This is a genomic window from Streptosporangium sp. NPDC050284, assembly GCF_044459525.1.
Classification (GTDB): domain Bacteria; phylum Actinomycetota; class Actinomycetes; order Streptosporangiales; family Streptosporangiaceae; genus Streptosporangium.
Genome location: NZ_JBITIZ010000012.1, coordinates 86970 through 101478, shown reverse-complemented (window position 1 = coordinate 101478; position 14509 = coordinate 86970). Strand labels below are relative to the sequence as shown.

At 69.1% G+C, this 14509-nt stretch carries 12 protein-coding genes; 10 read left to right on the top strand and 2 right to left on the bottom strand.

What is annotated here, in order from left to right; translation table 11 throughout:
* The first annotated feature begins 704 nt into the window (after positions 1 to 704).
* Genes ACIBH4_RS26760 through ACIBH4_RS26735 form a run of 6 tightly spaced genes read left to right on the top strand, consistent with a single transcriptional unit; the run spans position 705 to position 6620 of the window.
* Complete coding sequence (locus tag ACIBH4_RS26760; protein ID WP_362501316.1) at positions 705 to 1580, top strand: STAS domain-containing protein; 876 nt, start codon at positions 705 to 707, stop codon at positions 1578 to 1580.
* Complete coding sequence (locus ACIBH4_RS26755) at positions 1580 to 1960, top strand: STAS domain-containing protein (RefSeq protein WP_362501314.1); 381 nt, start codon at positions 1580 to 1582, stop codon at positions 1958 to 1960. The genes ACIBH4_RS26760 and ACIBH4_RS26755 overlap by 1 nt, the downstream gene beginning before the upstream one ends.
* Entirely contained in the window at positions 1957 to 2358 is a 402-nt protein-coding gene (locus ACIBH4_RS26750; protein WP_362501312.1) for an anti-sigma regulatory factor, read from the top strand. Before ACIBH4_RS26755 ends, ACIBH4_RS26750 begins: the two co-directional genes overlap by 4 nt.
* Positions 2346 to 3356: an ATP-binding protein gene (locus tag ACIBH4_RS26745; protein ID WP_362501310.1), complete on the top strand. Its 1011-nt coding sequence runs from the start codon at positions 2346 to 2348 to the stop codon at positions 3354 to 3356. The genes ACIBH4_RS26750 and ACIBH4_RS26745 overlap by 13 nt, the downstream gene beginning before the upstream one ends.
* Positions 3353 to 5035, top strand: a complete 1683-nt coding sequence (locus ACIBH4_RS26740; RefSeq protein ID WP_362501308.1) for an ATP-binding protein — start codon at positions 3353 to 3355, stop codon at positions 5033 to 5035. Before ACIBH4_RS26745 ends, ACIBH4_RS26740 begins: the two co-directional genes overlap by 4 nt.
* The gene (locus ACIBH4_RS26735; protein ID WP_362501306.1) at positions 5028 to 6620 is read left to right on the top strand and encodes a SpoIIE family protein phosphatase; all 1593 of its coding nucleotides are present in this window, start codon (positions 5028 to 5030) and stop codon (positions 6618 to 6620) included. The genes ACIBH4_RS26740 and ACIBH4_RS26735 overlap by 8 nt, the downstream gene beginning before the upstream one ends.
* Before the next feature lie 78 nt (positions 6621 to 6698).
* Here the strand turns inward: ACIBH4_RS26735 and hflX are convergent, their stop codons facing one another.
* Both hflX and ACIBH4_RS26725 read right to left on the bottom strand, forming a co-directional pair.
* Positions 6699 to 8069, bottom strand: a complete 1371-nt coding sequence (hflX, locus tag ACIBH4_RS26730; RefSeq protein ID WP_362502212.1) for a GTPase HflX — start codon at positions 8067 to 8069, stop codon at positions 6699 to 6701.
* 251 nt (positions 8070 to 8320) lie between these two features.
* Complete coding sequence (locus tag ACIBH4_RS26725; RefSeq protein ID WP_362764001.1) at positions 8321 to 9001, bottom strand: DUF4097 family beta strand repeat-containing protein; 681 nt, start codon at positions 8999 to 9001, stop codon at positions 8321 to 8323.
* 272 nt (positions 9002 to 9273) lie between these two features.
* Here ACIBH4_RS26725 and aceB point away from each other — a divergent pair, with 272 nt between their 5' ends.
* From aceB to ACIBH4_RS26705, 4 genes are all read left to right on the top strand, one after another.
* Complete coding sequence (aceB, locus tag ACIBH4_RS26720; RefSeq protein WP_362763998.1) at positions 9274 to 10860, top strand: malate synthase A; 1587 nt, start codon at positions 9274 to 9276, stop codon at positions 10858 to 10860.
* A gap of 109 nt (positions 10861 to 10969) precedes the next feature.
* On the top strand, positions 10970 to 11599 hold the full coding sequence (locus tag ACIBH4_RS26715; protein ID WP_362501300.1) for a DUF1016 N-terminal domain-containing protein: 630 nt from the start codon (positions 10970 to 10972) through the stop codon (positions 11597 to 11599).
* A 100-nt stretch (positions 11600 to 11699) separates the two neighbouring features.
* Entirely contained in the window at positions 11700 to 13157 is a 1458-nt protein-coding gene (locus ACIBH4_RS26710; protein WP_362501298.1) for an FAD-linked oxidase C-terminal domain-containing protein, read from the top strand.
* Positions 13158 to 13180: 23 nt separating this feature from the next.
* A complete protein-coding gene (locus ACIBH4_RS26705) occupies positions 13181 to 14509 on the top strand; it encodes an FAD-binding oxidoreductase (RefSeq protein WP_362763995.1) in 1329 nt (442 codons plus the stop codon).

Sequence of the window (14509 nt, the reverse complement as noted above, 5' to 3'; positions counted from 1 at the left end):
TCGCCGGGATCATGATCGGGCGATTTCAGTTCAGTTACGTTATTTCACAAGTCGGCCCGCTGTACAGGCTAATTGGGAAGAACGCCGCCCCTCCGCGACCGCACCTCACCCGCCGGCTCGACGGTCACGCGTGGCGTCGAACAACTTTCCACAGCTCAGACTACTTCTTCATCGCTCGTAACAGTAGTCACCAGAGCAACTTGCGTCATAACATCTCGCTAGATTTGCCTTATGGTAGCAATCTAAACCTTGGGCGACCACTGCAACTTTTGAGGCTTTTGCACGTTTTCTCACTCTTACAGTGCAGCCACCACAGGCCATCGGAAGCAAGCTCAGCCATTGAAACGCGGTTCGCCGCCACTCTAGGCTGGAATTCGGAAGACTCAAAACGTGCCCTTCCGGCGACCCGCCCCACCTGCCCGCGGGCCGGCACCGCGGGTGTGACGGCGAGCCCACGGTCACCCGCGATCTCCACGATGCCCCCGCCTCCAACGCTCCCGGTGGGCGCGCGCCCCTGCCCTCGATGGGCACGCGCCACGGGATAACGCCAGAGGACCTCGTGATGCGATACGGCGCACAGGCCGTCCAACCTGGTCACTCTCCCCCGAAGATCTGACCACAAGCGGCCCACCAACCCCCCAAAAAAGGTCGTAAGCAGGACGTTCCATGTAGCCTTTCGTGCGAGTTGTCTTCAGGTCGTACGCATGGGAGTTGCCTTGTCCGTCCACGCGGACGCCGGTCGGCGTCGCATCGAAGATCTTTTTCAGGAGCACGAGGCACGCATCTTCAAGCGCTGGCTTGAGATCGCCCGTTCACCCATCGGCGACCAGGGAGAAAGCGGAAAGCTCGCCGACCAGTTGCGCGAGCTCTACCAGGCGCTGCGCCAATCCTTCGAAGACTCCGGCGATCTCAGCGACCTGCGCGGCCTGCTCTCCGAACTCTCCCGGGACCGTGCCCGCCAGGGGTTCACCCCCACCGAGACCGCGACCTTGGTCTTCGGTCTGAAGGAGGCCCTCTACGAGATCGTCGAGGAGGACGGCTCCCCCGAGGCCATCCGCGGTTTCATCTGGTTCTCCCGGGTCATCGACGAACTCGGGCTTTTCACCATGGAGAGCTACGCGGCGGCCAGAGAGAAGATCATCATTGATCAGGCGGAGCAGCTGCTGGAGCTGTCCACCCCGGTGGTCAAGCTCTGGGAGGGCATCGTCGCGGTGCCGCTGGTCGGCACGCTCGACTCCGCCAGGACCCAGGTCGTGATGGAGAAGCTGCTCCAGACGCTCGTCGACACCGGCTCCGAGCACGCGGTCATCGACATCACGGGGGTTCCCGCCGTCGACACCGAGGTCGCCCAGCACCTGCTCAAGACCGTGGTGGCGGCCCGGCTGATGGGCGCCGAGTGCGTGATCTCCGGTATCCGTCCTCAGATCGCCCACACCATCGTCACCCTGGGCATCGAGTTCGGCGACATCGTGACCAAGGCCACCCTCGCCGACGCGCTGGCCCACACGCTGCGGGCGAGCGGGGTCAAATTCGTCAAGGGCGGGGCGTCCCGCATCGCCGTGCGGACGGTGGAGGGCTGATGGATCGCGTTCCCATCCTCAAGCTCGGTGACATCCTGATCGTCTCCATCCAGATCGACCTGCAGGACATGAGCGTGCTCGCCCTACAGGAGGACCTGTCGGAGAAGGTCGTCGAGACCGGTGCACGAGGGGTGATCATCGATATCACCGCCGTGGAGATCGTCGACTCCTTCATCGGCCGGATGCTGGCCACCATCGCGGCGATCTCCCGCATGCTCGACGCCGAGACGATCGTCGTCGGCATGCGACCTGCGGTGGCGATCACCCTCGTCGAGCTCGGCCTCTCCCTCGGCGGCGTACGCACGGCGCTCAACCTCGAGAAGGGCGTCGCGTTGCTGAACCAGATCGAAGAGTCCCAGCACTCCGAGGCCTACCGGTGACGACCGCGAAGGAACTGCCCATAAATGTCAACGGCGACGTCGTGCTGGTCCGCCAGCACGTCAGGACCGTCGCGGTGGACGTGGGCCTCTCCTTGATCGACCAGACCAAGGTGGTGACCGCGGCCAGTGAGCTGGCCCGCAACGCCCTGGTCTACGCGGGAGGCGGGCAGGTACGGGTCGAGGTCGTCCACAAGGGTATGCGGCGAGGCCTGCGAATGGTCTTCAGTGACAACGGTCCCGGCATCCCGGACATCGAGCAGGCACTGACCGACGGGTGGACCACCGGCGGAGGCCTGGGGCTCGGCCTCAGCGGTTCGCGTCGCCTGGTCGACGAGTTCGACCTCGAATCGACTCCCGGTGAGGGAACGCTGATCACGGTGACGAAATGGGCGCGCTGATCCATTCCCAGCGTGACACCTGGGTGAGGGCCGAGGACGCCAGTGCGATCGGCGCCCTCCGCCGTACCGCCGTGACACTCGCCGAGGCGAGGGGATTCAGCGAGGAGGACAGCGGACGGGTCGCCGTCGCGGTGAGCGAGGCCGCCTCGAACCTGGTCAAGCACGCGACCGACGGGGTCATGCTGATTCGCCCCCATCTGGAGCTGGACTCGGCGGTGGAGGTCCTCGCGATCGACCGGGGGCCGGGAATGCGGGACGTCTCCCGCGCCCTGCGCGACGGCTACTCCACCACCGGCACGCTCGGCATCGGCCTGGGCGGCATCGCCAGGATGGCGAGTGGATACGAGGTTCACTCCATGCCCGGCCGGGGCACCGTGCTCGGTATGTACTTCGTCGCGCAGGGCGCCCCGCGGCCCCGGTGCCGGGTGAGCGGCCTCACCCGCCCGATCGGCGACGAGACCGTCTGCGGCGACGCGTTCGTGATCACCGACGAGGGCGCCGTGTCGACCGTGATGCTCTGTGACGGCCTCGGCCACGGCCCCGCGGCCGCCCATGCCTCCCAGGAGGCGGTGCGACTGTTCCTGCGGCACGCCGATCTCGCCCCGGTCACCGCCCTGGAGCGCATCCACGCCGGTCTCGGCCACACCAGGGGCGGTGCGGTCGCCGTGGCCCGTGTCGACGGCGCCGCGGGCACGGTGAGCTTCGCCGGCCTCGGCAACGTCTCCGCGTGGATCGTCCACAACGACGGCCGCCAGGGGATGATCTCGATTCCCGGCATCGCCGGTCACAAGGCCAGGACCCTGCGCCAGTACGAGTACGCCCTGCCGCCGCACGGCGTCGTCCTGCTCCACTCCGACGGTCTGTCCGAGCGGTGGAACATCACCTCCTATCCCGGTCTCGTCACACGCCTCCCCTCCGTCGTCGCCGGCACGCTGCTGCGCGAGGCCGGGACCCGCAGGGACGACGCCTGTGTGGTCGCCGTCAGGCCGGGCACATGACCGGGGACGAGCTGATCCAGATCCATATCCGGGACGACCAGGACGTCTTCGCCATGCGCAAGCTGGGCCGCGAGGTGGCGGAGAGCGTCGGACTGGAGCCCCAGGACCAGATCCGGGTGGCCACCGCACTGAGCGAGATCGGCAGGGAACTCGTGGAGGCGGGAAGCGACGCCTTCGTCGCCTTCCGGCTGGAGCGGGAGAACGCCCTGCTCGTCGCGGTCGACTTCTCGAAGACCGACTTCCACCCTTCGGACGGCGTGACGCTGGCGGGGCGTCTCGTCGACCTCATCGAGCTCGATACCTCCGAGGGAAGAATAAGCATGGTCAAACGGCTCCCGAAGGGCCACAGACCGAGACCTTCGGCGGAGGAGATCCGCGCCAGGCTCGCCGCGGCGGCGCCCACCACGGCCCTCGACGAGCTGCGCAGGCAGAATCGCGAACTCGCCGAGACCCTGGAGGAGGTCCTGCAGCTCAACACCGAACTGCAGGAGACCAACCAGGGAGTGCTCGCCCTCTACAACCAGCTGTCGGAGGAGCTTGAGGAGACCAACCGCGGCGTCGTGGCGCTCTACGCCGAGCTGGACGAGAAGTCCGCGCAGCTCCGGACGGCGAGCGACGCGAAGAACAGGTTCTGGGCCACCGTCAGCCACGAGCTGCGCACCCCCCTCAACTCGATCATCGGCCTGGTCCGCCTCCTGGTGGGACCCGGCGGGGAGCCCCTCGCCGACGAGCAGCTCCATCAGATCAACCTCATCGGCTCCTCCGCGGAGACGCTCCTGTCGCTGGTGAGCGAGTTGCTCGACATGGCGAAGGCCGAGGCGGGCAGGCTCGACCCTCAGCCCTCCATGGTCGACCTGATGGCTCTGGCCGAACGGCTGCGCATGACGCTGCACCCCACCACCGGCCACGACGGGGTGAGGCTCACCGTGGAGGTCTCGCAGGCACCGGTGGAGATGCTGGTGGACGAGGTGATGCTCACCCGGATCCTGCGCAACCTGCTCACCAACGGGCTGAAGTTCACCGAGCACGGCGAGGTCAAGCTGGAGGCGAGGCTCGACGAGACCGCCCAGGATCTGGTCTTCACCGTGACCGACACGGGGATAGGCGTGCCCGAGGAGCATCTGGAGCGCGTCTTCGAGGAGTTCTTCCAGGTTCCCGGGCCGATCCAGGTGCGAAGCAAGGGGACCGGGCTCGGCCTGCCGTACGCACGCCGGCTGGCCGAGGCACTGGGCGGCGGCCTGCACCTGACCAGCGTCGCGGGCTCCGGCACCACGGCCACCCTGAGGCTGCCCTACCGGCACGACGGGGCCCCCGTGGTCGGCCGGTTGCTCGTCGTGGACGACGACGAGGAGTTCCGCGCCGTCGTGCGCCGGATGCTCTCCGGATTCGCCGCCCACATCGACGAGGCCTCCGACGGCCTGAGGGCACTGGAGATGATGGAGGAGAACCCGCCCGACATCGCCTTGGTGGATCTGCTGATGCCCCGGCTCGACGGCACCGCGCTGATGCTGCGGATGTCCAACGACGAGCGGCTGCGCCAGGTACCGGTGATCGTCGTGACCGTCGCCACGGCGCACCAGGTGCCCGACCGGGCGCACATGGTGATCCCCAAGCACGGCCTCCGCCGCGACACTCTGCTGGAGGCGATCGAAAGCGCCCTGGGACACGTCGATGACTAGGAAAACCGCGAGGAACGAGGCGACCGTACTGGTCGTGGACGACACCCCGACCAAGCTGTACATCCTGTCGAGCTGGCTGCGGCGCTCGGGACACCAGGTCGTGCAGGCCACCGGCGGCATGGAGGCACTCGCCAAGGTGAGGGAGCTCCGCCCCGACCTCGTCGTTTTGGACGTACGGCTGCCCGACATCAGCGGCTACGAGGTCTGCGAGCAGATCAAGGCGGACCCGGCGACGTCCTCCATCCCGGTCATCCAGATCTCCGGGGCCGCGATCACCCCCGCCGACCGGGCCCAGGGGCTCGAACGCGGGGCGGACGCCTACCTGGCGGAGCCGGTCGAGCCGGACGAGTTCGCCGCGACGGTCGAGGCCACGCTGCGCTACTACCGTGCCCGGCAGCGGGCCGAGCTGATGGCCGGACGACTCGCCGCCCTCACCGAGGTCACGCTCTCGATGAACTCCGCCGAGACGTTCGACGAGCTCCTCGCCACGGCCGTCGAGGGAACCTCACGGATCCTGGGGCGGCACGCGGGCGCGCTCGCCCTGCCCCCCGACGGCCGGACCCGCAGGTTCGCCGCGATTCCTTCGGAGAACGTCGCCCAGGCCAAGGTCGCGGCGCCGGACACCCTGCCCAGACTGAGCGCGATGTCCCTGGGTGCTTCCGCGGGCACCCAGGTCCTCACGGTGCCGGCCGCCAAGTGGATGGAGCTGATGCCCGACGCGACACTCGACGGTGACGTCTCGGCGGTGATCTGCCGCACCAAGCTGGGCAGGCCCCCCGTCTATCTCGGGGTGGTGGAGACGCCGCCGCTCGACCCCGACGAGTCCAACGTGCTGCGCCAGCTCGGCCAGGCCCTCGCCCTCGCCGTGGACGCGCTGCGGGCGTACGCCGAGGAGCACGCGATCGCCCTCACCCTGCAGCGCAGCCTGCTGCCGGCGCGGATCCCCGAGATCCCCGGAGTCGCGATCAGCTGGCGGTATCAGCCCGCGGTCGACAACGTCGAGGTCGGCGGCGACTTCTACGAGGTCCTGCGGATGGACCACCGGGTGCTCATCGCCATCGGCGACGTCCAGGGGCACTCGCTGCTCGCCGCCACCGTCATGGCGGAGTTGCGCCACGCGCTGCGTGCCTCCGTCATCGACGCCCAGGATATCGGCGCGTCGATGGCGCTGCTCAACAACGTGCTGCGGCGCTACCACCCCGGCATGACCGCCACCGTGGCCCTGTTCCTGATCGATCCTGTGACCGGGGAGATGGAGATCTCGAACGCGGGGCACATCCCGCCTCTCGTCATCGCGGACGGCCATGCGCGCTACCACGCTCTGGGCAACCTCCTGCTGGGGGTGGCCGAGGAAACCTACCGGGTCGACCGGGTGAACGTCCCCGAGGGAGCCTCGGTGCTGCTGTTCACCGACGGGCTCATCGAGGACCGCGACAAGCTGCTCGACGAGAGCCTGGAGATCGTACGGCACCTGGCGGAGAGCCTGGAGGGAGACCAGGAGGCCTTCTGCGACCGGCTGATCGAGCGGTTCGGCGCCAGGGAGGACGACGTGGCGCTGGTGATGTTCCGGCGCGAGAAGCGCTGAACGACGTCCGGGAGGCGTCGGACGCGCTCGGATGCGCCGTACCGCCTCCAAGAGGACGGTACGGCGCGTCTTGGCGGGTCAGACCGCGGTCTCGACCGGTTTGGCGGTCTTCTCCAGCTCGGCGAAGAGGCCGGGCAGGACCCTGGCGTGCAGCACCGTGCCGTCTCCGGTGTGCTCGACGCCGAGGACCTCGCCCTCCTTGTGCGCCCTGGAGATCAGGTCACCGCGCTCGTACGGCACGAGAAGCCTGACCTCCTGGTCGAAGCGGGGCAGCTCCCGCTCGATCACGGCCCTCAGCTCGTCGAGTCCGGCGCCGGTGCGGGCCGAGACCACGACGGTGTGCTTCTCCTTCGCGGTCAGCTGGGCCAGCACCACCGGGTCGGCGGCGTCGGCCTTGTTCACGACCACGATCTCCGGGATGTCGCGGGCGCCCTCGATGTCGCCGATCACCTCACGTACCGCGGCGAGCTGCGACTCGGGGTCGGGGTGCGAGCCGTCGACCACGTGCAGGATCAGGTCGGCGTCGCCGACCTCCTCAAGCGTGGAGCGGAACGCCTCGACGAGCTGGTGCGGCAGGTGCCGGACGAATCCGACGGTGTCGGCGAGCGTGAACAGGCGTCCGTCGGGCGTGTGCGCCTTGCGGACCGTCGGATCGAGCGTGGCGAACAGGGCGTCCTCGACCAGCACCCCCGCGCCGGTCAGCCGGTTCAGCAGCGAGGACTTGCCCGCGTTGGTGTATCCGGCGATGGCCACGGCGGGAACCTCGCGCTGCAGGCGCCGCGAGCGCTTGGTCACGCGGGCGGTGGTCATCTCGCCGATCTGGCGGCGCAGCTTGGCCATCCGCTCACGGATCCGGCGGCGGTCCAGCTCGATCTTGGTCTCACCGGGCCCACGGCCTCCCATGCCGACGCCGCCCGCGGCGCGACCGCCGACCTGGCGTGACAGGTTTCCACCCCAGCCTCGCAGGCGCGGCAGCAGGTAGTTGAGCTGCGCGAGCTCGACCTGCGCCTTGCCCTCGCGGCTCTTGGCGTGCTGGGCGAAGATGTCGAGGATCAACATGGTCCGGTCGATGACCTTGACCTTGACGATCTCCTCAAGCTGGCGGAGCTGGCCGGGGCTCAGCTCTCCGTCGCAGACCACGGTGTCGGCACCGGTGGCGGAGACGATGTCGGCAAGCTCCTGCGCCTTGCCGGAGCCGATGTAGGTCGCGGTGTCGGGCTTCTGCCTGCGCTGGATCAGACCTTCCAGGACCTCCGAGCCCGCGGTCTCGGCGAGGAGCTTCAGCTCAAGGAGGGAGTTTTCCGCGTCGGTCGACGTACCGGAGGTCCAGACGCCGACGAGGACGACCCGCTCAAGCCGCAGCTGGCGGTATTCGACCTCGGTGACGTCTTCCAGCTCAGTGGAGAGGCCCGCCACCCGGCGGAGTGCCTGGCGCTCGGCCAGATCCATCTCGCCGTTGTCGAGCAGGTCGTCGAATCGGTCGATGTCCAGCGGCTCACGAGTGTCTATGTCGTCGCTCCATTCAGATGGTTGGTGCGTGTGCGTTCTTCTCACAGGAGAGAACGCCCCAACACCCCGGGTCTCTTCCCCTCGATGGTGCCACGGGAACCTCTGGCCATCACCTGGTTATCACCGCCTCGTCCCGGCGTGCCGCGAACGCCCCCTGGTCGGGGCCCCGGGAACGGCTCAAAGGCGCGGCCTCAGGGAAGCCGGACCGAGGCGTCGCCCGAGCCGGTCCGCAGCGTGACCTTGCGGGGCGAGGAGGGGTCCCTGACCACCTCCACGGTCTCCTGCCCCGAACCGGTGTCGGTGGTGACGTCGTAGCCGCCCTTGGGAAGGTAGGCGACGATGTCGCCGGAGCCGGTCTCGATCCGCACATCCTCGGGCGTGGCGGAGAACCTCGCCTCGACGTCGCCGGAGCCGGTGTCGGCGACGAACCGCTTGGAGGTCAGGTCACCGCCCTCGATCTCGCCGGAGCCGCTCGTGGCGTTCACCTCCCCGGTGAGCCCGCGCATCGTGATGGTGCCCGAGCCGGTGTCGAGTTTGGCCGTGAGGCCCCGCGGGATCTCGACCTTGTAGTCGACCGAGCAGTTCCTGCGGCATTCGTAGCGCAGGGTGAGCGTGCCGCTGTCCACCGGGTGCCGGAGGGTGGGCTTGTCGCCACGCCAGTGGATGGTCTCGGTCACCCGGACGGCCTCCCGGTCCGACTCGGTGACCACGATGTCGCCGGAGCCGGTGGCGACGTCCAGGGCCTTCAGCTCGCCGGTGACGTCGTAGGAGACGACCTCCTGCTGCCGGTCGCGGAAGTCGAGTGCGCCGCATCCCGAGAGCACGAACACCGTCCCCAGGATCGCCCCTGCGACGACCATGTTCTTCTTCATGTGCCCAATCCTCGACTTCCCGGGAAACCTTCGCTTCCCAACCAACGTGCGACGGGTCCGTCCTTCCCTCTGCCGACCTGCCGACCTGCCGACCTGCCGAGGGCGCTGACCCAACTCTGTCCGAACACGCCTGCCAGATCATCGGGGAACGCCCGGATCGACCCCTGAGGGGGACCCTGCCTTTGACCGGTGACCGGCCCTGAAGTAGCGTCTATTCCACAATTCAGAATTACTTTTCCACCATGTGGAAATCTGCGAGGAAAAGAGGACCCATGGACGGCGTTGAGATCGGCGGCCCCCTCCAGGACCGCTTCGAGGAGATCCTCACGCCGGAGGCACTGGCCTTCCTGGCCACCCTCCAGCGCGAGTTCGACGGCCGGCGTCTGGAGCTGCTGGAGGCCCGCCAGGCCCGCCAGGCGGAGCTGTCGGCGGGCGGCACCCTCGACTTCCTGCCCGAGACCCGGCACGTGCGTGAGTCCGAGTGGCACGTCGCCCCGCCCGCCCCCGGCCTGGTGGACCGCCGCGTGGAGATCACCGGTCCCGTCGACCGGAAGATGACGATCAACGCGCTGAACTCCGGCGCCAAGGTCTGGCTCGCGGACTTCGAGGACGCCAACGCTCCCACCTGGGAGAACACCATCAACGGCCAGCTCAACCTGCGCGACGCGCTCGATCGGACCCTCGACTTCTCCGCCGGGGAGAAGAGCTACGCCCTCAAGCCTGACACCGAGCTCGCCACCATCGTGGTCCGGCCCCGCGGGTGGCACCTGAACGAGAAGCACCTCACCTGTGACGGCAGGCCGTTCTCCGCCTCCCTCGTCGACTTCGGCCTCTACTTCTTCCACTCGGCGCAGCGGCAGATGGCCAAGGGCAAGGGTCCGTACTTCTACCTGCCGAAGATCGAGTCACACCTGGAGGCCCGCCTCTGGAACGACGTCTTCGTCAGGGCCCAGGAGCTGCTCGACATCCCCCGGGGCACGATCCGGGCGACGGTGCTCATCGAGACCTATCCTGCCGCGTTCGAGATGGACGAGATCCTCTACGAGCTCCGCGACCACTCCGCGGGGCTCAACGCCGGCCGCTGGGACTACCTCTTCAGCGTGATCAAGAAGTTCCGCACCCGCGGCCGCGAGTTCCTGCTGCCCGAGCGCAACGCCGTGACGATGACCGCTCCGTTCATGCGCGCCTACACCGAGTTGCTGGTCCGCACCTGCCACCGGCGCGGGGCCCACGCCATCGGCGGGATGGCCGCGTTCATCCCCTCCCGCCGCGACCCCGAGGTCAACAAGGTCGCCCTGGAGAAGGTCACCGCCGACAAGACCCGCGAGTCCGGCGACGGTTTCGACGGCTCCTGGGTGGCGCACCCCGACCTCGTGCCGATCTGCCGCGACGTCTTCGACGCCGTCCTGGAGGACCGGCCGAACCAGCTCCACCGCCTGCGCGAGGACGTCTCCGTCTCCGCCGCCGACCTGCTGGCGGTCTCCAAGACCCCCGGCGACATCACCGAGGCGGGGCTGCGCAACAACGTGGACGTGGCGCTGCGCTACCTGGCCGCCTGGATGGGAGGGCTGGGTGCGGTGGCGATCCACAACCTGATGGAGGACGCGGCGACCGCCGAGATCTCCCGTTCCCAGATCTGGCAGTGGATCCACAACGGCATCGAGCTCGCCGACACCGGCGCCGTGGTGACCAGGGAGCTGGTCGAGAGGATCATCGACGAGGAACTCGCCAAGATCAAGGCGGAGCCCGGCTACGACGAGGCCCTCTACGGTCAGGCCACCGCCCTGTTCAAGGAGGTCGCCCTCGACGACGACTTCGCGGAGTTCCTTACTCTCCCGGCCTATGCGCGTATGCCGTGACATGACCAGCCCGACAGTGCGGAATCCTCATCCCCCGGCGGGGATTCCTCACTCCGGGCGGTCACCGTGGGCGGATGCGGACGCCGGACTCAGTGGATACTTTGCGTGCATGAGCGATGACAGGAACGGTGAAGGAGCCGATCAGGGCGAGTACGCGGCGCTACTCGACGCCGTCAAGCGCGAAATCATCGGCAGCAGGGGACGGGTGGCGCTGCTCACCACCGACACCGAGCTGATCCGGCAGTACTGGCGGATCGGCCGCCACATCCTCGATCGGCAGCCGGACGACGACTGGGGCAGGAAGGCGGTGCCCCGGCTCTCGACCGACCTGCGCGGCGCGTTCCCCGAGGCGATGGGATACTCGCGGACCAACCTCCTCTACATGAGGGCCTTCGCGGCCGCCTGGCCGGACTCCATCCCGCGGACGGCGCGGCCGATCCCCTGGGGCCACCACATCGTCCTGCTCGACATGCTCGACAACAGGGCGACCAGGGAGTTCTACGCGCGCAAGACCGCGGACGAGGGGTGGGCGAGGGGCGTCCTGATCACGATGATCAAAGGACGGCTCCACCTGCGCGTCCGTCACTCCCCGCCCGGCCTCGTCCGTACGCCGCCCTCCCCCGACCGCCGTACCCCGCAGCGGGCACCCGGAGAACCCTGCTTCTCCGGCCTCGTGGACGACGGCCCCAGACACGGCAGGAACGCCGGCGCCGCCGCGCTGAGTGAGAATTCGAGATGAGGACGACAAGGACGGCGTCCTCGATCGGCCGATGGAGGCCGGCGAGCACCGGCGACAGCGCCGGGACGTCGGGCACGCCGGAGGAGCCGGAGGAGGAGCGATGTCGACGAAGACCCTGGACGAGCCGGCCCGCAGGTTCGAGGAACTCCTCGGACCCGGGTCGGTCATCACCGATCCCGTGCGGCTGCGCACCTACGAGTGCGACGGGCTGACCCACCACCGGGTCACCCCCGGAGTCGTGGTGCTGCCTTCGAGCGCCGAGCAGGTCGCGGCCGTGGTGAGGATCTGCAACGAGTACGACCTGCCGTTCGTGGCCAGGGGCGCCGGGACCGGACTGTCGGGCGGTGCCCTGCCACGGGCCGACGGGGTGCTGGTCGTGACCTCGAAGATGCGGCGGATCCTCTCCGTCGACCTGCCGAACCGGAGGGCGACCGTGGAGCCTGGGGTCACCAACCTGGCGATCACCGAGGCCGTCCGCGACCTGGGCCGCTACTACGCGCCCGACCCCTCCAGCCAGCAGGTCTGCACGATCGGCGGCAACGTGGCCGAGAACTCCGGCGGCGCCCACTGCCTGAAGTACGGCTTCACCGTCAATCACGTGGTCGGCCTGGAGATCGTCACCCCCGACGGTGACATCGTCGAACTGTCGGACACCGATCCCGGATACGACCTGCTGGGCGCGTTCATCGGCTCCGAGGGCACGCTCGGTATCGCGACCAAGATCGTCGTACGGCTGAGCAGGCTGCCGGAGGCCGTGACGACGCTGCTCGCGGCGTTCGAGGACATCGAGCGGGGCGGGCAGGCGGTGTCGGCGATCATCGGCGGAGGCATCGTGCCCGCCGCGATCGAGATGATGGACGCCCTCGCCGTCGAGGCGGCCGAGGCGGCCGTGGCGTGCGCCTACCCGGAGGGCGCGGGGGCGGTGCTCATCGTGGAGCTGGACGGCCCCGCGGAGGAGGTCGCGCACCAGTTCGGCGAGGTGACGCGGCTTTGCCGGGAGAGCGGCGCGTTCGAGATACGGGTCGCCGACGATCCGGCGGAGCGGGCCGCGATCTGGCGGGGCCGCAAGTCGGCGTTCGCCGCGGTGGGCCGGATCAGCCCCGCCTACATCGTCCAGGACGGTGTCGTCCCCCGGACCGCGCTGGGCGGGGTGCTGGCGAGCATCGACGCCCTCTCCCGCGAGTACGGCATCAGGGTGGCGAACGTCTTCCACGCCGGTGACGGCAACCTGCACCCGCTGGTGCTGTTCGACGACGCCGAGCCGGGTGCGGAGGAGAGGGCGGAGATCGTGTCGGGGAGGATTCTCGACCTGTGCATCGAGCACGGCGGTTCCATCACCGGCGAACATGGCGTCGGCGTGGACAAGTCCCGATATATGCCGAAAATGTTCTCTGACGACGATCTCAACACCATGCAGCTGGTGCGCTGCGCCTTCGACCCCCGCGGCCTGTCGAACCCGGGAAAGATCTTCCCGACCCCCCGGCTGTGCGGCGAGGTCCCGGGGGTCCGCAAGGGCGCGCACCCGCTGGTCGAGTCGGGACAGGCGGAGCACTTCTGATGGGAGCACCGCTGGAGGCACCCTTGAAGGCACAGAAGGCACAAAAGGCCCTGAAAGCACAGAAAGCGCTGCGCGCGACGGGCGTGACGATCCGGGAGGCGACCTCCGACGACGCGGTGGGCGGGGTCGCGCCCCGCTGGGTGGCCCTGCCGGAGAACACCGGGGAGGTCGCCGCGCTGATGCGCGTCTCGGCCGCGCACGACCTGGCCGTGGTCCCGGTGGGAGACGGCACCAAGCTCGGCTGGGGCAATCCCCCCGAACGGTGCGACCTGCTGATCGACACCTGCTGCCTGCTCCTCGGGGACGGATCCGCGGTCGAGCACTCCTCGGGCGATCTCGTGACGCGGGTCGGCGCTGGACTCCCCCTCAACGTCCTCAACGCCACGCTCTCGCGATCGCGGCAGGAACTCGCCCTGGACACGCCCCTGGGCGCCGGCACGGTCGGCGGGACGCTCGCCACCGCGGTCGCCGGCCCCCGCAGGTTCCGCTACGGCACCGCCCGCGACCTGCTGATCGGTATCACGGTCGTGCTGGCCGACGGCACGATCGCCACCTCGGGCGGCAACGTCGTCAAGAACGTCGCAGGCTATGACCTGGGCAAGCTCTTCACCGGCTCCTACGGCACGCTCGGCGTCATCACCGAGGCCACCTTCCGCCTCCACCCGATCCCCGCCGCCCGCCGGTGGGTCACCGTGGACCTGCCCGTCGGCGGACCGGATTCCGCCGGTTCCCCCGCGAGGGACGCACTGAACGGACTGGGCGCACTGAACGGACTGGGCGCACTGGACGCACTGGTCGCCGAGCTCGCGGCCTCGCAGGCCGAGCCGAGCGCCGTCGAACTGGAGTGGCCGGGCCTCACCGGCAAAGCCACCGTCTCCGCGCTCGTCGAGGGAGAGGCGGCCGATGTCCGCGCGGAGGCCGTGCGCACCTCGATGGACGAGTACGGGAGGGCGCGGATCACCGCCGAGGCGCCCGCCTGGTGGTCGGTGCCGCCCGGCGAGGAGGTTCTGCTGGAACTGCGGGTCCCGCCCGCCGCGGCCTGCCCGGCGCTACGTGCGGTCGCCGCACGCGGGCTGCCCGCTCGCGTACGCGGGTCGGTGGCCTCCGCGGTCCTGCTGGCCGCCCTGCCGGAGGACGTCGGCGAGGCGGAGTTCTCCGGGTTCGTGACGGGCGTGCGCGACGACCTGCGGCGGCTCGGCGGCGCGCTCACGGTGCTCGCCGTGCCTCCCGCTCTCGCCCGCGGGATCGATCGCTGGGGTCCCTCTGGCGCCCTGCCTCTGATGCGGCGGGTCAAGGAACGGTTCGACCCCGGCCGGAGGATGTCCCCCGGCCGGTTCGCGGGAGGGATCTGA